At 44.3% G+C, this 18,162-nt stretch carries 18 protein-coding genes; 5 read left to right on the top strand and 13 right to left on the bottom strand.

What is annotated here, in order from left to right; genetic code table 11:
* The first annotated feature begins 162 nt into the window (after window positions 1-162).
* Entirely contained in the window at window positions 163-588 is a 426-nt protein-coding gene (locus QUA99_RS24045) for a DUF4359 domain-containing protein (RefSeq protein ID WP_333241479.1), read from the top strand.
* Between the two features lie 233 nt (window positions 589-821).
* Window positions 822-1,382 carry a TerD family protein gene (locus tag QUA99_RS24040; RefSeq protein ID WP_333241477.1) on the top strand — a complete coding sequence of 187 codons (561 nt, stop codon included), beginning with the start codon at window positions 822-824 and terminating at the stop codon, window positions 1,380-1,382.
* Window positions 1,383-1,539: 157 nt separating this feature from the next.
* Here the strand turns inward: QUA99_RS24040 and hpsP are convergent, their stop codons facing one another.
* The 9 genes from hpsP to hisH form a co-directional block, all read right to left on the bottom strand.
* Window positions 1,540-2,772 carry a hormogonium polysaccharide biosynthesis glycosyltransferase HpsP gene (gene hpsP / locus QUA99_RS24035; RefSeq protein ID WP_333241476.1) on the bottom strand — a complete coding sequence of 411 codons (1,233 nt, stop codon included), beginning with the start codon at window positions 2,770-2,772 and terminating at the stop codon, window positions 1,540-1,542.
* Between the two features lie 47 nt (window positions 2,773-2,819).
* Window positions 2,820-2,999, bottom strand: coding sequence for a hypothetical protein (locus QUA99_RS24030; protein ID WP_333241474.1), 180 nt, complete (start codon window positions 2,997-2,999; stop codon window positions 2,820-2,822).
* Entirely contained in the window at window positions 2,996-3,343 is a 348-nt protein-coding gene (locus QUA99_RS24025; RefSeq protein WP_333241472.1) for a hypothetical protein, read from the bottom strand. The genes QUA99_RS24030 and QUA99_RS24025 overlap by 4 nt, the downstream gene beginning before the upstream one ends.
* A 43-nt stretch (window positions 3,344-3,386) precedes the next feature.
* On the bottom strand, window positions 3,387-4,556 hold the full coding sequence (hpsO, locus tag QUA99_RS24020) for a hormogonium polysaccharide biosynthesis glycosyltransferase HpsO (RefSeq protein WP_333241508.1): 1,170 nt from the start codon (window positions 4,554-4,556) through the stop codon (window positions 3,387-3,389).
* A gap of 37 nt (window positions 4,557-4,593) precedes the next feature.
* Window positions 4,594-5,568: a hormogonium polysaccharide biosynthesis glycosyltransferase HpsN gene (gene hpsN / locus QUA99_RS24015; protein ID WP_333241469.1), complete on the bottom strand. Its 975-nt coding sequence runs from the start codon at window positions 5,566-5,568 to the stop codon at window positions 4,594-4,596.
* An 18-nt stretch (window positions 5,569-5,586) separates the two neighbouring features.
* Window positions 5,587-7,212, bottom strand: a complete 1,626-nt coding sequence (locus QUA99_RS24010) for a glycosyltransferase family 39 protein (protein ID WP_333241467.1) — start codon at window positions 7,210-7,212, stop codon at window positions 5,587-5,589.
* A 191-nt stretch (window positions 7,213-7,403) separates the two neighbouring features.
* Window positions 7,404-8,864: a phosphoglucosamine mutase gene (gene glmM, locus QUA99_RS24005; protein WP_333241506.1), complete on the bottom strand. Its 1,461-nt coding sequence runs from the start codon at window positions 8,862-8,864 to the stop codon at window positions 7,404-7,406.
* A gap of 397 nt (window positions 8,865-9,261) precedes the next feature.
* On the bottom strand, window positions 9,262-9,804 hold the full coding sequence (rsmD, locus tag QUA99_RS24000) for a 16S rRNA (guanine(966)-N(2))-methyltransferase RsmD (RefSeq protein ID WP_333241465.1): 543 nt from the start codon (window positions 9,802-9,804) through the stop codon (window positions 9,262-9,264).
* A 156-nt stretch (window positions 9,805-9,960) separates the two neighbouring features.
* Window positions 9,961-10,596, bottom strand: a complete 636-nt coding sequence (hisH, locus tag QUA99_RS23995; RefSeq protein ID WP_333241463.1) for an imidazole glycerol phosphate synthase subunit HisH — start codon at window positions 10,594-10,596, stop codon at window positions 9,961-9,963.
* Between the two features lie 46 nt (window positions 10,597-10,642).
* Here hisH and QUA99_RS23990 point away from each other — a divergent pair, with 46 nt between their 5' ends.
* Entirely contained in the window at window positions 10,643-11,164 is a 522-nt protein-coding gene (locus tag QUA99_RS23990) for a pyroglutamyl-peptidase I family protein (RefSeq protein WP_333241504.1), read from the top strand.
* A 306-nt stretch (window positions 11,165-11,470) separates the two neighbouring features.
* Here QUA99_RS23990 and QUA99_RS23985 read toward each other — a convergent pair whose 3' ends face one another.
* The 4 genes from QUA99_RS23985 to lgt all read right to left on the bottom strand — a co-directional run bounded on the left by QUA99_RS23985 (window position 11,471) and on the right by lgt (window position 14,871).
* Entirely contained in the window at window positions 11,471-11,953 is a 483-nt protein-coding gene (locus QUA99_RS23985; protein ID WP_333172915.1) for a flavin reductase family protein, read from the bottom strand.
* A gap of 152 nt (window positions 11,954-12,105) precedes the next feature.
* Complete coding sequence (locus QUA99_RS23980) at window positions 12,106-12,942, bottom strand: dienelactone hydrolase family protein (protein WP_333241461.1); 837 nt, start codon at window positions 12,940-12,942, stop codon at window positions 12,106-12,108.
* Between the two features lie 78 nt (window positions 12,943-13,020).
* On the bottom strand, window positions 13,021-13,857 hold the full coding sequence (gene cobM, locus QUA99_RS23975; protein WP_333241459.1) for a precorrin-4 C(11)-methyltransferase: 837 nt from the start codon (window positions 13,855-13,857) through the stop codon (window positions 13,021-13,023).
* Between the two features lie 120 nt (window positions 13,858-13,977).
* Window positions 13,978-14,871, bottom strand: a complete 894-nt coding sequence (gene lgt, locus QUA99_RS23970) for a prolipoprotein diacylglyceryl transferase (RefSeq protein ID WP_333241457.1) — start codon at window positions 14,869-14,871, stop codon at window positions 13,978-13,980.
* Between the two features lie 339 nt (window positions 14,872-15,210).
* Here lgt and rlmN point away from each other — a divergent pair, with 339 nt between their 5' ends.
* Together rlmN and QUA99_RS23960 are read left to right on the top strand one after the other, a co-directional pair.
* Window positions 15,211-16,320 (top strand): 23S rRNA (adenine(2503)-C(2))-methyltransferase RlmN, encoded by a 1,110-nt coding sequence (gene rlmN, locus QUA99_RS23965; RefSeq protein ID WP_333241455.1) that lies wholly within the window; start codon window positions 15,211-15,213, stop codon window positions 16,318-16,320.
* A 292-nt stretch (window positions 16,321-16,612) separates the two neighbouring features.
* The gene (locus QUA99_RS23960; RefSeq protein WP_333241453.1) at window positions 16,613-17,575 is read left to right on the top strand and encodes a hypothetical protein; all 963 of its coding nucleotides are present in this window, start codon (window positions 16,613-16,615) and stop codon (window positions 17,573-17,575) included.
* The last annotated feature ends 587 nt before the right edge of the window (window positions 17,576-18,162 follow it).

Here is an 18,162-nt window from a genome sequence, read left to right as displayed (position 1 = left end):
CGGATTTGAGGGAGGGGGAGACGTAAAAGGAAGGTAAACCAGTGAGAGACTTACTCGCAACTGGCCTCCAATCTAAAAACTGTCCCCTCCTTTCGGAAATCTGTTTCTGAGGAGGTGTAGTTTAAATCAAGAGAAGCTTATAAATCAACGGGGCTAAAAAAAATGATTATTGATAACGCAATGAATACTAACAAGTCAACTTCTAATTTTTTCGGCAATGTGGGAAAAGTCGCGATCGCCCTGACTCTTCTGGCCGCCGGCATGGCATTTACAAATCCTGGGAGAGACAAATACCTAACTTATGCTTCCGGCGTACTCCAAACCGAGTTGGAAAGCACTGTGTGCAAAGATTCTCGCGTTCCGAAAGCTTTGACGGGCATTACAGATACTTTGATCGGCAGTTGCAAGAATTTGCTGACTTCGCAGCGGGACACGATCGAAAGCTTACTCGACAATACAACGCAGCGTCAAAATTTAGGTGTGGTCAGTATTTACACAACTGAATTAGGTAAAAAAAGCTATCAAACGGTTGGAGTTTTTGGTAATTTTGTGACGCTGCCGCCTAGTTCTGAAAATGCTCAAAACTAGAGTAAAATTAAGTTCAATTGTAGAAACCGGGTTTTGTAGAAAGCCCGGTTTTTGCTTAGGTAATTCTCTCTCAGTAAATCTCAATAACTTCGGATACAGGCAGCACATATTTTTAATCAACCCCGCTATTAGAGGCCAAATATTAAGTTTTCTTAAAGAAGAAAAGTTATTGTGCCACTTAATATTAACATGAGCACTATAAAGTTTGATGTTTAACAAATAAGCAGATGGCAATGCAATTAAGTAAGGGTGAAAGATTTAATATCTCTCAAGAAGCGCCTGGTATAAAAAAAATGGCGATCGCCCTGGGTTGGCAGGTGACAGAGGCAGGACAAAGCTACGAGATAGATGTCTCTGCCTTTATGCTGGGTGCTGACGGCAAAATACCTAACGATAAATATTTTATCTTTTACAATAATCTGCAATCTTTTGACAGTTCGGTACTGCAATCGATTCCTGACAAAAACAACCGAAGTCAAGAGAATAAGACTATTTACGGCGTTATCTTAGAAAGAGTTAATCCTGAAATTGAGGAAATAACTTTTGTTGTGACTATTCACGAAGCAGAGAAAATCAATGCAAATTTTAGCAATATCAAAAATGCTTTTATCAAAATTAGCGATTTGGATACAAAAAGCGAACTGGTTCGGTATGAATTAAAAGAGAATTTTGCGCGAGAGACTGCTGTAGAATTTGGTCGTTTGTATAGAAAGAATGGAGAGTGGAGGTTTCAGGCGGTAGGAGCAGGATATCAGGCAGGATTGCAGAGTTTTGTTGACAAGTATTGCAGCTAAAGTAGCAGCGTTGAAAAAATCTCGCCGGCCAATTCTGATAGCAGCAGTACAATAACTCGCAGCAGGAGAAGAAGTAAAAGGTAAACCCCAGTCGCATTAGTCCATATAGCAACCGCCAAGACGGTTAGGACGTTGTTAATGGCTGAAACGATAGATTTTATTCCTTATTCCTGACATCCGTTACATCCGTTGCAGAATCCGTTGCCGAACTTCCTTCTGCTATAGATGATAAAATCTCCTGGTAAGCATCGATGGTTTGTTGGGCGATCGCCTCCCAGTTATAATGCTTTTTTGCATACTCTTTGCCGTTCAATCCCCGCCGCTGGCGCTCTTCGGGATTCAGAAGTGCTGATTTAATTGAATTGGCGATCGCCCCTACTTCCAAAGGCCCCACCCAACCAGCTTCTGCTTGCTGTATGTCTTCCGCAATATGTATGCGATCGGAAATGGCGACAGGTACACCGGCGGCCATTGCTTCTGCTACAGCAATGCCAAAATTTTCGTAATAAGAAGGCAATACAAATAAGTCGGCTTTTGTCAACAGTTCAACTTTTAAATCACCGCTCACAAAGCCAGTTATTGTTGTGTATTTTGCTAAGCTTGAATTCTGAATTTGTACTTTAATTTGTGTTTCATAATCAGCATCTTGGGGATTTGAACCAGCTAAAATAAAGTGAAACTCTATGCCCGCTCCCAAAATACTTTCTAATGCTGGAATTAACAAATCAAGCCCTTTTTTAGGTTCAATTCGCGACATAAATAAGATGATTGGCACTTGAGATTCCCGCAATCTCTTAGGAAACAAACCTGTCACCCCCAATGGAATCACCAAATCCCGTGGCACAGGCATCTTGCCTGTGCTGCCCAAACCAAATCTTTCTGAGATTTTAGCCTCTTCTTTACTTGTGAAATGAATTGCGGCTGCGCCTGCTAAATTAGGGCGTTCTAAAAGCGTGGCATAAATCTGTTTCAAGCGCTTTTTTTTCTGCAAATCGGCCGGATCGAGCATACCGCAGGGACGCATAATATATGGCAACTTGTGATATCTAGCAATTGTGGCGGCAACAGTAGTTACTGGCGAGAAAAGAGCGTGAATGTGAGCCAGGTCAAATTGTCGCGTATTTTCATTCAACCACTGCAATAACGAGAGTGAAAACTTATATCTACGAAACGGAGAACAGCGGAAATAAATAATTTGATAGCCGTTTTGTTGTAGTGGTTGATTTAGAGGAACATCTAAAGGAAGTTGACCGATATCTCCGTTAGAATCTGTGGTGATAATTGTCACATCAATACCTCGGAAAGCGATGGCCGCAGAAAGTCCGAGTACCATTTGACTTGGCCCGCCGTATACCAAGGAAATTGAGGGTATAATTTGGAGAACCCGCATCAGGGATAGTTATTTAAATCCACATACCAACATCTCCCATTACAAATTTAATTATCTGCAAAAGTTTGCCCGTCTAGCTGTTCAGCTTCCTCTCTCTTTGTGGCTGTAATTTGGGTATTGTGAGCCATAGTCTTTGAAAATTCATACATTTCACTGGCTTTAGCTTCCGCAGCTTTCACAATTTCAAGGATTTCCAGGAGTTGACTTTCATCTGGTAATTGTTTCATGGCAATACTTCTAATCTCTCAACTACTTTGTCTATCAGAATTCTAGATTCTGGCGCCATATGTAGCAAGGTTGCTAAATAATCTGCTGCTTTTTGAACATCTTCATCGGGGACACCATCCAGCAATATATTGCCCACAATGTGCTCTGCTTGTAAGCGAGTACCTGCTACGCAGAATTGAAAATTGGTGATCGAAGAAAAGTATTGCATCAGTATTTCATTTTCGGGAAAAAGAGACATTGCTGTTCTAAGTGCAAAAAGTCCCTGCGTTGCTTGGCGCTCGCTATCGTTTAGTACCTGGTAGAGTTCGTCAATCAAAGAGCGTATGTCGGAAGGAATAGACATTTACTACAGCTTTTATTTAACACTTGCATTATACTGCTAAAAATTACAACAATTCTTTGTAAAATTCCAACAACTGCTCAGCTAAAGCTTTATTGGTATAATTGCTCATCGCTCTCTGATAACCCCGATCGCCCAAATCAGCAGCCAACTCCCGCCCCTCCATCAATTGCTGCAAACACTCCCGCAAAACCCCTGCATTTCCCTCGGGGAATATTAACCCCGCATCGCCGATGACGTGGGGAATTTCCCCGCAGTCGGAACCGATAACCGGAATTTGACAGGCCATCGCTTCGATTAAAACGTGACCGAATTGTTCTTTCCAGCCCACAGCGGTCAAAGTTTTGAATTTATAGCTGGTTTGCGAAGGCAATACCAAACAGTTCATTAAGTTAATGTAGGGGGGTATTTCCTCGTGGGAAACGCTTTCTACCCAAATTATTCGGTCGCTGATTCCCCATTCAATACATTTTTCGGCGAGGTTCGTCCGCAAAATTCCTTGTCCTACTAACAGCCACTTCCAAGGAATTTTTTTCAACCCTGCCAAGGCCTCAGCTAAAGTCAACAGTCCTTTTTCTTCGACAAATCTCCCTACAAACCCTACCACAAAATCGGTCGGTTCAATGCCGAATCTGCGCGATAAATCAGCGTCTTTACCAGTGCGGCGAAACAAAGTTTCATCTACTCCGAGTTGTGGCATTACTTTTACCGCACCGTGATAGCCCCGCTGCCGCAAAATTTTAGCTCCATCTAGGTTGCCTGCAATAATTCCGTCGGTGTGCTGAAGATTGTAATTTTCTAAGACAGAAACCGGCCAATTCAATTGATAAGGCAGATTCCACCACGTAAATAATATATTTTTTGCTTGCAGTCTTAGCAGTTGATTTAGTAATATTGACTGAGCGCAAGCGATAGATTTTGAACCTTGTTCAACTTGAATTATCTGCGGTTTAATTTTCTGCAAAACTTCAATTAAATCTGTGCCAAATGTTAGCAATCCTTGATTGTTTTGACTAAAGTTGGAGACTGGGACTACTTGAAATGAACCTTTTTGATATAATTGCGTTTCTATAATTTTATTTTGTACGCCTCCGGGTTTCCAACGTTTCGGCACTACAACTGTTACTTCAATATCGGGTTCTAGGTTGGCTAATATCTTGAATTTTTCCCGATTAATGTCCACAATATAGGTGTGACTGGCCACGAGAATTCTCATTGATTGGAAAGGGCGAATGGGGAATATATCGTTGTCATTATTGAGCGTTAATGTTGTCTTGATGGCTGTAACTTTGTCCATCATTCCACAGGGATTGAATTACTGTATTTATAGCACTGAGAAAACCCAGGATATAAAAAGCAAATCTAGTTATAATTTTAATGGGTGAGGCGCTTTTATAACAAGGTGGATTTCCCAAAACGTGGCAGTCAAAGAGTTTGGAAAAAAATCGCAGGCATTGAAGGGCTGTTAAATTTTTCAATCCCATCAGGAAATGGTTGTGATAAAATGTGACTTGGTATTCGATCGATCGCGTACTGACATCGTGACACCCGCCGCTCTCTTCCCCCAAGTGAACTAAACACGCATTAGGATCGTACCAAATTTTCATGCCAGTCGATCGCAATCTCAAACAAAAATCCGACTCCTCCCGCACCGCACTCCCTGCAAACCGCTCATCAAACCTCAGCCCGCATTCGGCAAAAACCTGCCTGCGAAATGACATATTGCAGCCTCTAGCCGAGAGCACCTGCTGCGGTTTGACTGTATGTACCAAATCGATAAAATACCAGGCAATGCCCGCATCCATCGCTTCTGAGGGCAAATATTCGATCGCCAAATCGCCTCCAGAATTATCCAGTTTCATTCTGTCAAAAACCCTGCCCGCCACACATCCCACATCTGGTTTTTCTAAATAGTTGTCAGCATGAGCAGCCAAAAAACCCTCTGGCAATTGTACATCATCATCAATAAATAAAATAATCTCTCCAACTGCGCGTCGCACTGCATAATTTCGAGCAGCCGGCAAACTCGCCCAATCTACCCTAAACCACCGAATTTTGCCAGCATTTGCCAATTCCTCTAAATAAACTTGAGTTTCTGATTCGTGGTTGCGAGTTTGATCGATTACCAGCACTTCAAAATTCGGGTAATTTTGCCGCATCGCATCAGCCAATGTCTCTCGCAGAGGTTGCTCGCGGTTGTAGGTGGGTATCACAACAGAAATCATCATTTGCAGTTGCCACTTTCCTTATTTCTCTACACGCCAAAGCCAAACATCGCCCGGCTGGTAAATTGGTGTGATTTTATATTTTTGCACTTTTTCTAGTTCAAATTGTAATGCTTCTGTAGCTCGGTATAAAAATACATCGCTAAAACCATCAGGAATTTTAACTTGTTCGGGTTTAACTGCCAGCAAAAGCTGTACTTGCGGCTTCAGCAGATAGCTGACAGACAGTATTTTTCCTGTGATGTTGTTGCCTCCGTGAGTGATTACTAAAGGTTTTTGGGCTTGATTGACAATCGCGGCTATTTGGGGATTGTATTTAGTGCTAGAAGGATATTTGTTCCACCAAAGTTGCGACTGCGAGCTGACGGCACAAGAAACTATTCCACTCGATATTAGTGCTATAAAACCGAGCTGCCAGAGTTTGTTTTGTCGGGGATTGGTGGCGGCTGCAATTTTAGCGGTGAATAGATAGGCAACAGCTATCTGGATTGCTAAAATATAGGGAACCAGATAGCGATCGGCAACGCCTCGCACTGCTATCAATACTATCGCTGTAATTCCGATCGCTGTCAAGACAAACAGCCAAACTCGTTTGGGAGTTGAGCGGCAGAGCGAGTATATTGAATGTGCGATCGCTAAAAGCAATACGGCTACTACAATCACTCTGATTAAATCTGTAGTCATATTGCTCGAACCAAATTTGATAATTCCGCCCGCCCAATGCGTGTCTATAAACATTCTGCCCGTAATGACAATTAAAGGTTTAACTGAAGACATCAAAGACAGGGAAATGCGGGGCAAGCCTACTGTTGCCTCGATTTTTGGCGCGTTATAAAGTAATACCAAAATCCAAGGAGCAAAAATAATTATTGCTATCACGGTAGCTACTAAATAAGTAATTAATGTTTTGCCAAAACGCCAATTTCCTGTGATAATTACATAGATACCGTGGGCGAATATTACTAAAAAAAATAATAAACTAGAATAAAGTCCTAAAGTCAGGGCGATCGCATAAATAGACCAAACAGCCTTGCTCAATTTAGATGTGGCGGGAGATTTTTGTAACGCTATCGCCCGCAGCAGAATTGCATTCGAAAGCAAGACGAGGACTGCAAACATCATGTAGGGTCTTGCTTCTTGCGCGTACAACACGTGAAAGGGTGAAACAGCAACGATTGTAACAGCCACCCATCCAGCAGACGCAGAGCGAAATAATTCCCAGCACAGCCAATAAATGCTGGGGAAAACTAACAAACTAATCCAAGCTGAAAGACTTCTGACAGTCGCCACTTGCGGGCCGAACAACTGCACCCAAAACCTGGCTAAAATAAAATACAACGGCGATAGTTGAGGTTCTTCTGTAGCTAAACCTTTAACAGTATTCCACCAAGTTTTTTCGGGATTTATCTGCTGGTATTTCCGCTGCAAATCTGCGACGCAAATTGTTTTGCCCTGAAAATCTTGCTGCACCATTTCCGTCCAGGTGTAGCCAGAAATTCGCAGCGAGGTGATAGATTCGTCGAACGAGTAGACTTTGCGATCGAGATTAGTAAAGCGAAACCATATCCCCGTTATTAATATGACGACAATTAAAATTTTTAACGAAATTCGATGCAGCCGCCCATTTTGAATTGATTTGGTGTTCATACAATCAGAAATGGGGAAATGAAGAAAGAAGGATTTAGTTATTTAGGAGAGAGGGAATAAGCAGGAGGGCATAAAGAATGAGAAATTGGTTTCAATATCCCCTATATTTTTAGAGAGGGTTCTTCCTTCTTCCTTCTTCCTTCTTCCTTCTTCCTTCTTCCTTCTTCCTTCAGATTAATTCCCCATTTCCATCAGATAGCTATGTGTTGCCCAACGGCTAAAACTAAATTTTCAGTCCAGAAATTAGCCAATTCAGCGCTGGCCGCTTCCACCATAACTCGGATTAGCGGTTCAGTGCCAGAAGCGCGAACCAAAACCCGTCCCTGTTCTCCCATTGCCGTTGTAGCACGTTCGATCGCCTTTTGCATTGCCTCGCACTCCTGCCATTTCAGGCGTTTTTCGCGATCGTCCACCCGAATATTTCGCAGCAATTGCGGATAAGTTTGGAAACTACCACTTACCAATTGTGCCAAAGATTGCCCGGACTGGCGCACCAGCGAAGCCAAATGCAAAGCTGTCAGCAAACCGTCGCCGCTGATACCGTAATGCGGACAAAGAATGTGTCCAGACTGTTCGCCGCCCAACATCGCACCGGTGCGCTGCATTTCAGCGTGAACGTACTGATCTCCCACGTTGGTTCTAGTTAGTTTGCCCCCCAATTCTTCCCAAGCTCGCTCGAAGCCGAGGTTAGCCATTACAGTAGAAATAATTAAATTGGACGGTAACTGTTGGGAGTCGCGCAACTGCCGGCCCCACAGATAAAGAATGTAATCGCCGTCAATCGATCGACCTTTGTTGTCAACACCCAAAACTCGATCGGCATCGCCGTCAAAAGCAAATCCCAAATCAGCATTGTGTTCCAAAACCGCCGCTTGCAAACTTTCGAGATGAGTAGAACCGCAGTTAACATTAATGCGAGATCCATCAGGAGAGTCGTGCAAACAGATAACCTCCGCCCCCATTTGCGCGAACACCGCCGGCCCCAAACCCGCAGCGGCCCCCCAGGCCAAATCCAAAACTATCCGCATTCCCTCCAAATTCATCTGTTGCAGCGAATCACAGAGGGAAGTGGCATAATCTTTCACCAACTCAGCGCGATGGTAGTGGTGTCCCCAAGCCAAGCTAGCAACCGGAACCTTTGCCCCCCGGATTCCCGCTTCGATTTGTTCCTGCAACTGCTGCGACAGCTTGGAGCCGTTTGAGCCGAAAAATTTAATGCCGTTGTCTTCTGGGGGATTGTGAGAAGCCGAAATCATCACTCCGCCGACCGACTCCGAAACGCTTGCCAGATAAGCAACGCAGGGAGTGGGGCACAATCCCAAATTCCACACTTCCAAACCGGCGGCCGTCAAACCCGCTGACAGTGCCATTGCCAGCATATCGCTGGAATTCCTGCTGTCTTGCCCCAAAATCACAGGCCCCTGGTTGGGGGAATGTTGCCGTAGAACTTGTCCAGCCCAGAAGCCCACTTGCAGGGCTAGGGGTGCATTCAGCAATTCTCCAACTTTCCCGCGAATGCCGTCTGTGCCGAAGAGTTTGGTATTGGGCAGGGAGAGGCTATCTCCCTGCAGAATCGTATCGCGTTTGACTGGCTGTACCGAGTTAGCAGCCGGAAACTCGCTGCCACGAGGGCGCGAAGGTGTCTGAACCATATTCACTCCTTTAGGAATATTCACACTCACACTTTGGGTTCATGTTACAACTGAAAGCTTTATTTTCAGCCTAAACTCCATTTATTTCGTCGATTGCTGAGGCAACTTGCTCTGACAACCTACGCACAAAGCTTAACTTCATCGGAAAAGTTTGTATTGTATCCAAGGGAAAAACTTTTAGTCCCGGGCGCGCCAACGCCCGGAAACCCGGTTTCTTTCTGCCTCCAGGCTTGACCACGAATTTCAAAGGTGGTACCCGCCACGCGATCGATCAGTGGGATCGATCCCAAATCGAAAATCTCAAATCCTCAAGAAAGAGCATTTATCTCGCGCAAGTCAATCGAAAATCTAAAATCTAAAATCTAAAATCGATTGACGCTGCTGCGGTTTGAGCCTGTCAGGCACTGCGTGTGTAGAAGGTTAATGCTGTATTGCCGTATACTTTCTGGCGGCAAATTTCTAGGCCGGAAATCGGTTGTGCCGATCGCTCCGGGCTGTGTTCGATCGCGATTTCGCCGAGGAGTGCTAGCATTTCTTGGCTGGCGATCGTGTTTAACACAGGTTCGTACAAGTCGCTGGCGTAGGGCGGATCGAAGTAAATGCGATCGAACTGCTGCCCCGCTAGTGCCGCCAATTTCGCCGTCGCGTTTCCCCGCAGTATTTGGAATGTTTGGGATGAGTCTGCTACTTGCTCCCAGTTTTCGCGGATAATCGCACAAGCTTTCGCCGACTGTTCGATGCCGGTGACACTCGCGGCTTGCCGACACAAAGCTTCTGCACCCATCGAACCGCTGCCGGTACAAATGTCCAGCCACCTGCAATCTGCGATCGTCCCTTGCCAAATATTAAATAAAGCTTCTCTGACTCGCGAAGGTGTAGGGCGAGTTGCGAGTCCGGGCAGGGTTTTGATTTGGCGGTTGCCAGAGATTCTCAGACTCATACAATTTTAGATTTTAGATTTGAGATTTTAGATTGGGGATGAGTGACTAAATATGAATTTGGTGCATAGTTACAGTTGCATTCTTTATTGAAAATGGTATCATTTAAAACTATAAACACCCGGTTTATACCGCAAACCGGGTTTTGCACAAATCGCCTAAGCGGGTACTTTTTCCCTCACCAGACTGACAAAATTTGACAGCATTTGCAATCCCGTACTCGAAGACTTTTCCGGGTGAAATTGCACGGCCATCAAATTGTCTTTAGCTATAGCCGCCGTCACGTTTTGACTGCCGTGAGTCACAATTGCCGATCGCACTTCCGACTCAACTGGATCGACATAAAAAGAATGCACGAAATAAACCCAAGGATCGGACGGTAAATTTTGCCACAGCGACAAATCCGGCTGAGTTAATTGCAATTGATTCCATCCCATGTGGGGAATTGTCAAACCCGGTTCCGACCGAAATCGGCGCACTTTTCCCGCAATAATGCCCAATCCCGGTTCTACACCTTCTTCGGAACTTTCAAACAGAATTTGCAAACCCAAACAAATGCCTAAAAAAGGTTTTCCAGAGGCGATCGCCCTTTTTATCGGTTCTATCAAATTGCGCGATCGTAAATTCTGCATTGCCGGGTCAAACGAACCAACTCCCGGCAAAACCACCGCATCAGCCTGCTCGATTATAGCAGGAGAATCTGTAATTTTTGGCACTGCACCCACATTTTCCAAGCCTTTACAGACCGAGTGCAGATTGCCCATGTCATAGTCTACTACTGCAATGACAGACATTGACTTACTTGCCTTATATTATCAATATCAGTATTATTGCACAAATATGACGGCGAAAATCCTGCTAACCTCATTTGATACTTGGCTTCCCCATCAGCAATCCAACTCTTCGGACGACTTATTAGCCAAGATTTCCCAAATCAAATCTTTGCCTGATTCCCTGACTTTTTTGAGGAAACTGCCAGTAGATTTTCAGCTAGCACCTAATTTAGCGATCGCCAAAATCAACCAACTCCAACCCGACACTATTATCTGCTGCGGCATGGCCGAAAGCAGGCAAAAATTAACCGTAGAATCTTGCGCTTGTTGCGAGAGCGACATTAGGAAAACAGCAGTTAATCTCGAACCGCTAGTCGCTGATTTAGCTGCAACCGAAATCAGTCACGAAGCCGGGAAATTTGTATGCGAAGCCCTATATTATGCGGTTTTAAAACATATTTGCGATTCTCAAATATCCGCTAAATGTATTTTCGTCCACGTACCAATTTTAACTCCCGACAACGCTGACAGAATTGTCGCCGATTTTTTATTAGTTATGCGACGCCTAACTCTCGCAGCTAATAAATAAGTCGTTTTAATCTGAGATATTGCACCATTTTTATGAACAGGCTTTCCGGCCTGTTCCACAAAGTGAATTTTCTTGTGGGGTGGGCATCCTGCCCGCCCATAAAAACCTTATTGAGAATGGTGCAACATCTCAGTCTAATTCAACATAAAAATTGGTTTAGTATTCAGAAACCCGGACTTTTTAGGAATTAATATTACCCACAGTCAGGACACGGCAGTGCCGTGTCCCTACCCCAATTAATTGTAGGGACACGGCACTGCCGTGTCCTCTATATCATGTCGCTAACAACTGCCAACTGCCAAGTCATTAGCCGCCGTAATTCCAACCGGTGCTTTCTAGCAGCAACGGATTGCCTTCTCGGTGGACGCCGGCCGCCAAAACTTCTCCCACATAAACCGTGTGATCCCCGTGTTCCACAGCGCCGACAACTTTGCACTCGACGTAACCCAGAGAGTCTGAGATAATCGGACAACCAGTTTCCGCGCCGGGATAAAATTCTACATCCTCAAATTTATTGCCAACGCGGCGCTGCTGCTTGAAGAATTTCTGGGCTAAGTCTTTCTGCCCTGCTTCTAGGAAACTCAAAGCAAAGACACCGCTGGCTTTGATCATGCCGTGGGATTTGGAGTCTTGCTTGACGCAGTTGACAACTAAGGGAGGGGTAAAGGAAGATTGCATCACCCAGCTAGCGGTGAAACCGTTGACTTCCTCCCCGTCTTTGACACCGCAGATGTACAATCCGTGAGGGATTTTGCGCAAGATGGTCTTTTTAGCTTGTTCGTCTAGCACGGGCTTACCTGTTCGATCGATAATTCTACACCGCTCAGTTTACCAATGTCGCGCCCACAAACCCACCTGTCTTAAGGGCTATTCGCTAATATTGCCTTTTTCGATCCCAAACTTGACACCAGTTTTAAGTCAAAATTAACAACTCAAAACTATTATGAAACTCCGTGCTTCTTAAACCAATCTTGCATCTGTTTCCAAGCATCCTTAGCTTCTTTTTCCCGGTAAGTGGGGCGATAGTCGGCGTTAAAACCGTGCGGCGCATCTGGATAAAGCACAATTTCCGAACCGCTGCTGCCAGTTTTGAGAACTTCCCGCATTTTCTCGACTGTATCGTTGGGAATTCCCTCGTCTTTGCCACCGTAAAGCCCCAATACAGGCACTTTCAAAGTTGCTGCAATGTCGATCGGCTGTTTGGGAGTTAAAGCCGTAGAATTGCCAACCAAACGCCCGTACCAAGCCGCTCCAGCTTTGACTTTCGGGTTGTGGGAAGAGTACAGCCAAACAATTCTGCCGCCCCAGCAAAATCCTGTAATTCCCAACTTATTAATATTACCTTTTCCTGACTTTTGTGCCCACTCTACGGTAGCATCTAAATCGGACATAACTTGAGCGTCAGGAACTTTCGAGACAACTTTACTAATAATTTCTTGGATGTCGGTGATTTTAGTAACATCACCTTGACGGGCAAACATTTCTGGGGCGATCGCTAAATAACCTAATTTGGCAAAACGGCGGCAAATATCTTGAATGTGGGCGTGAACTCCGAAGATTTCTTGAATTACTAGAACAACGGGAAAATTGTTACCAGTAGCAGGCATTGCTCTGTAGGCTGGAATTGAGCCTTCTTTTACCGGAATTTTCACCTCACCTGCTATTAAACCAGCAGCATCGGTATTGATAACGGCAGCCGCAATAGGATGAACTGCTAACGCAAATCCGGCGCTTAATGCGGTGACAGTGATAAATTGTCTGCGAGTTAAATCAGTCATGGCGATTTTAGATTTTAGATTTTAGATTTTAGATTGGGGAATTGAGAATTGAGAATTGGGGATTGGTAATTGGTTATTTCATAATTGCTCCTTCTTCCCTCTTCCTTCTTCCCTCTTCCTTCTTCCTTCTTCCTTCGAGGGTCGGAAAAGCCGATCGTGCTCTGGATGGTACAAGCGCGATCGCCCTTCTGCTGATTTTCCCAACGCTGGACTAATCACATACATTGTCGTTCGGATCAAATTATTTTCGCGCGTAGCAACGGCCATTTTGTCAAGGGGAACTAGCACAATTTTTTCATCCTGCCAGCCCAACCGATAACAAATCGCTACAGGCAAATCAGATGGGTAATGTTCCATCAATTTAGCTTGAGCTTGTTCGACATGGCGGGCGCTCAAATACAGGCACAAACTCGCTTGATGAGCCGCTAAACTCGCCAATTCTTCGCGTTCGGGTACTTCGGTTCTGCCGCTAATTCGCGTCAAAATAATTGTCTGCACAACTCCCGGAACTGTCAACTCAATTTTAAGTTTAGCCGCCGCAAGTTGGAAAGCGCTAATTCCCGGGATTACCTCAAAAGCAATTCTCTCGGAAGCCAAAGCTTGCATTTGTTCGCCGACAGCCCCGTAGAGACATGGATCGCCCGAATGCAGGCGGACGACGCTTTTTCCGGCGCGGACTCGTTCCACCATCAAAGGTACAATCTCTTCGAGGGTTTTATCCGCAGTTTGAATAACTTCAGCATCCGCGCGCACCCCCTGCAAAATTTGCTCTGGGACTAGCGAATCAGCAAATAATATGACATCAGCCGCAGCCAATAATTTTTGAGCCTTAACAGTCAACAAATCCGGGTCTCCGGGGCCTGCACCTACAATGTATACCCTTGGAATTAGGGCTTCAATCTCTGTCAAACTCATTGCTGCTAAAAAATTTGCTAAATTTACGGGCTCTTCCGGATGTACCTATTTTGGTTGGAAGTAAGGGATGGTAGATGCACCCTGGTTTTGAACCCTAGAGACTAACCTCTCTGGGGTTTTTTATTTATCCTCTGGGGATTTCTGAGCGATTTTTGCCCGATCGCTATTGGGTGAGATAACATCGGGCAAAGGTCGATCGAGCAAATAAAGCCAAGCTAACCCGCTCAACCCTAAAACAATTCCAGTCAAGCTTACCATCTGTGCAGTCCGCAGCGGCCCGAACATCAAACTATCAGTCCGCAACCCTTCAATCCAGACTCTACCGGAACTGTAAGCTGCGATGTAAACCAAAAATAAAGCACCGGTTTTCAAGCGAATTTGGCCCTGCAAATCGCGGAAAAACAAAGTCAGAAGCAACCCAAATACTATCACATTCCACAGGGATTCGTAGAGAAATGTGGGGTGGAAGTATTCAAAATTAGCATAGGCGGGCGGGCGGCTGTTTGGCGGAATATAGAGTTTCCAAGGCAAATTTGTAGGACTGCCAAAAGCTTCCGAGTTAAAGAAATTTCCCCAGCGTCCGATCGCCTGACCGAGAATTGCCGAAGGCGCGATTAAATCTGCCAATTGCCAAAAAGAAACTCGCTGAATTTTCGCAAAAATTAAAGCTGCGATCGTGCCGCCCAAAATCGCCCCGTGAATGGCAATTCCGCCTTTCCAAATTGCAATAATATCCTCTGGCCTCTGCGCGTATTGCTGCCACTCGAAAGCCACGTAATAAATTCGAGCACAGGGAATAGCGGCCAGAACCAGCCAAATTGCCAAATCACCCAACAATTCCGGGTTGACGCGGCGTTTTTGGGCCAAGTATTGGGACAGACTGACCCCAATCAAGACGGCAGAAGCTATCAACAGCCCGTACCAGCGGATGGCTACGGGGCCGAGTTGAAAGATAATTGGGCCTGGCGATGTAAATTGAAAGCCTAAAGGCAGAGCAAGAATATTTAGCACCATAAAAGTTGCATTAATTGTGTTGGAAAGCTGTCAAATTCGCATACCCTTTCACAAACTCCAGAGTTTATTTTAGGTGGCGGCGGTCATTTACACGCAATATTTGGGGAATTTTACCAAAAATTAACTTTGTTGCGGACATTTGTGTCAGGAGTTTTCTCTGTGAGTCCACAATAAGATCCCCCCTAACCCCCCTTTTTTAGGGGGGAACCGGATTATTCTCAAAGTCAACCCCTACTCCCCTTCTTAAGGGGGATCGAGAGTTCACCTTTTTGAGGATTAACGGCCGCTTTGGTCGATAAGTTTTAATATAGAGGGTAGCTTTAAATTTTCTGATGACCTATGTCTCCTACTTCCGTTTCTCAGGTGTACTCTTCTGGTAATTCCAAGGGTGCGAATCGGTCTCGCAAGACTGCTGCTTTGGCTGTTGAGTCGGGTAAAATTCCGCCCTTGCTGGGGGCGAGTTTGGCTGAGTTAACGGAGTGGGTGCAGCAAAACGGGCAACCTGCTTATCGCGGGAAGCAGTTGTACCAATGGATTTATGAGAGAGGCGCGCGATCGATCTCTGACATTTCTGTATTCTCGAAACAGTGGCGCGAGACTGTTGCTAAAATCCCGATCGGGCGATCGACAATTCACTATCGATCGGTCGCACCAGACGCCACGGTAAAGTATCTCTTAAAATTGGCAGACGGTCAAATCGTGGAAACAGTAGGCATTCCCACAGAAAAACGGCTGACTGTGTGCGTCTCAGCCCAAGTTGGCTGCGCGATGGGCTGCGACTTTTGCGCTACCGGAAAAGGTGGTTTCAAGCGCAATTTAGAAAAACACGAAATCGTCGATCAAGTTTTGACAGTACAGCAAGATTTCGGCCGCAGAGTCAGCCACATCGTATTTATGGGAATGGGCGAACCCCTGCTGAATTTCGATAATGTTGTAGCTGCTGTCAAGTGTTTGAATCAAGACGTAGGAATTGGACAGCGAAACATCACCATTTCCACAGTAGGAATTCGCAATCGCATCAGCCAACTAGCCGAACATCAACTGCAAGTTACCCTCGCCGTCAGCCTCCACGCTTCCAATCAAAGATTGCGCGAAGAGTTGATTCCTAGCGCCCGCCCTTATCCTTTGGGTGAGTTAATCGCCGAATGTCGGGAATATGTGCGATCGACTGGACGCAGATTGAGTTTTGAATACGTACTTTTAGCAGGTGTGAATGACTTACCGGAGCACGCAGCCGAGTTAGCAACTCACTTGCGCGGTTTTCAGTGTCACGTCAATTTGATTCCTTACAATCCGATTCAGGAAGCTGAATATAAGCGACCGACTCCCAATCGAATTAACAGTTTCGTTGCGACTTTGAAGGAAAAGAAAATTGCAGTTAGCGTGCGGTATTCTCGCGGCTTAGAAGCAGATGCAGCCTGCGGACAATTGCGGGCATCCGAGGTTTAGGAGGGGATTTTTTACCGCTAAAAATTGTCGTAGGGTGCGTCCCGATCGCGTTATTTTCTCGATAATTGAGAAACTAGGTTCGGACGCACCTCATATCAAATCCGGTAGCATCAAAATTATAAAATCGAGTCAACAGTTAACAGTCAATCGCCCCGTCAGTTTTTCGATCGAGAGTCGTACCGCCAACCGCTAACAGTCAACAGTCAGTAGTCAGTAGTCATTAGTCAACAGTCAACAGTCCCTCAGGAAATCAGCTATACTTATTTTAGTTGTATTAAACAAGTTAAAGTCAATGATTGAACCATCATCCTATTATGCTTATGTTGAAGATTTATGTATTATAACAACATACTTCAATTCAAATAATTACAAAACCAAGCTAAAGAATCTTACAGCCTTTAGAAAAAGAATAGAGGAAGCTGGACTAAAATTAATAATTGTGGAATGTATTTTTAACGCTCAAACATTCACATTAAACAGTTACAGAGAATCTACTACTATCATCAGAGTAAAAGCAACAGATGTAATGTGGCAAAAAGAAAGACTATGGAATCTAGCACTATCTAAACTCCCTACATCTTGTACAAAAGTTGCCTGCATAGATTGTGATATTTTATTTAATAACTCGAAATGGGCTTTGGAAACATCGAAAATTTTAGATATATTTCCTATAGTACAGCTTTTTGAGATCGGTATTCAACTTCCAAAAGATCAAGAAATCTATAGAGGAGAAGGGCGCATAGTCAAAAGCTTTGCTGCTATTTATAAAGATCAACCTAACTACATATACAACGATGATGATGATGATAAAGAGTATGGACATCCAGGTTATGCTTGGGCGGTCAGAAAGGATTTACTATTAAAGCATGGCTTCTACGACGCATCTATAATTGGAGGAGGAGATAGATTAATGCAACAAGCTATGTGTGGAACCTGGAATTCAAGAGCTCTTAAACTATTTTTTGGAAAAAATAAATGTCATTTTAATTACTTCCTTAATTGGGCACAAAAATTTTATAAAGATGTTCAAGGTCAAGTCACGTGTGTATCCGGTTCTATTCTTCATTTATGGCACGGTACTAAGGAAAACCGACAATATCTTGAAAGACAATTGAAAATTAATAGCTTTAATTTCGATCCTGAAAATGATATAATTATTGACGAAAATGGTTGTTGGAAGTGGAACAGCGATAAAACAGATATGCATCAATATTTAATAAACTATTTTTTACAAAGGAAAGAAGATGGTGATTGAATAATTGGAATAATGTCAAATATCGGTTCTTTTGGAAGTATCTCATATCTTGCACCTGGAAATTTGAATGTCAATTCCTTGACTAAGTGCCAAATCTCTCAGGCGTTCAGTAGTAGGGTGCGTTATTTTCACTCATTAAAAAGCTGAACTCTGACCCACCCGACTAATAAAAAAATCAACTCTAAGCTGAGGCAAATCTCTATTTTACCGTTAAGTTTGATGAAATTATTGTGGGGTGTCCCTGCCCAAAAATACAATTTATATCAAATCCACTAGCATCGGAATTAATATTACCCACAGCTTTCGACACGGCAGTGCCGTTTCCCTACAATTAATCGCGGTAGGGACACGGCAGTGCCGTGTCCTCTATATAATACAATACGGTTCAGTTAGTGCTAAAAAAACCGATCGCGCTACGGTTGGGACCAGGAACGAACCCTCCGTTTCACTCCGCCCAACATTTTCGCTACAATTTTCCTTAACTGAACCGTATTGCTACATACAGCATATGGGAGCATCCCGCTTTTTAACTAAGCATACCTACCCATTTTAATCTCATTATTTAAATATGCACATCTGAGTCTTAA

It is taken from the genome of Microcoleus sp. F10-B2 (genome assembly GCF_036704965.1).
Classification (GTDB): Bacteria; Cyanobacteriota; Cyanobacteriia; order Cyanobacteriales; family Microcoleaceae; genus Microcoleus.
This window is presented reverse-complemented; position numbering and strand designations above follow the sequence as displayed.

Excerpts from the sequence above, each read along its gene's own strand:
- QUA99_RS23990 (WP_333241504.1), top strand. The coding sequence starts at position 10,643 with ATGACGGCGAAAATCCTGCTAACCTCATTTGATACTTGGCTTCCCCAT.
- rsmD (WP_333241465.1), bottom strand. The coding sequence starts at position 9,804 with ATGAGTCTGAGAATCTCTGGCAACCGCCAAATCAAAACCCTGCCCGGA.
- glmM (WP_333241506.1), bottom strand. The coding sequence starts at position 8,864 with ATGGTTCAGACACCTTCGCGCCCTCGTGGCAGCGAGTTTCCGGCTGCT.
- QUA99_RS24040 (WP_333241477.1), top strand. The coding sequence starts at position 822 with ATGCAATTAAGTAAGGGTGAAAGATTTAATATCTCTCAAGAAGCGCCT.
- QUA99_RS23960 (WP_333241453.1), top strand. The coding sequence starts at position 16,613 with ATGATTGAACCATCATCCTATTATGCTTATGTTGAAGATTTATGTATT.
- QUA99_RS23980 (WP_333241461.1), bottom strand. The coding sequence starts at position 12,942 with ATGACTGATTTAACTCGCAGACAATTTATCACTGTCACCGCATTAAGC.
- hpsN (WP_333241469.1), bottom strand. The coding sequence starts at position 5,568 with ATGATGATTTCTGTTGTGATACCCACCTACAACCGCGAGCAACCTCTG.
- hpsO (WP_333241508.1), bottom strand. The coding sequence starts at position 4,556 with ATGAGAATTCTCGTGGCCAGTCACACCTATATTGTGGACATTAATCGG.
- hisH (WP_333241463.1), bottom strand. The coding sequence starts at position 10,596 with ATGTCTGTCATTGCAGTAGTAGACTATGACATGGGCAATCTGCACTCG.
- QUA99_RS24025 (WP_333241472.1), bottom strand. The coding sequence starts at position 3,343 with ATGTCTATTCCTTCCGACATACGCTCTTTGATTGACGAACTCTACCAG.
- hpsP (WP_333241476.1), bottom strand. The coding sequence starts at position 2,772 with ATGCGGGTTCTCCAAATTATACCCTCAATTTCCTTGGTATACGGCGGG.
- QUA99_RS24010 (WP_333241467.1), bottom strand. The coding sequence starts at position 7,212 with ATGAACACCAAATCAATTCAAAATGGGCGGCTGCATCGAATTTCGTTA.
- QUA99_RS24030 (WP_333241474.1), bottom strand. The coding sequence starts at position 2,999 with ATGAAACAATTACCAGATGAAAGTCAACTCCTGGAAATCCTTGAAATT.
- rlmN (WP_333241455.1), top strand. The coding sequence starts at position 15,211 with ATGTCTCCTACTTCCGTTTCTCAGGTGTACTCTTCTGGTAATTCCAAG.
- QUA99_RS24045 (WP_333241479.1), top strand. The coding sequence starts at position 163 with ATGATTATTGATAACGCAATGAATACTAACAAGTCAACTTCTAATTTT.
- lgt (WP_333241457.1), bottom strand. The coding sequence starts at position 14,871 with ATGGTGCTAAATATTCTTGCTCTGCCTTTAGGCTTTCAATTTACATCG.
- cobM (WP_333241459.1), bottom strand. The coding sequence starts at position 13,857 with ATGAGTTTGACAGAGATTGAAGCCCTAATTCCAAGGGTATACATTGTA.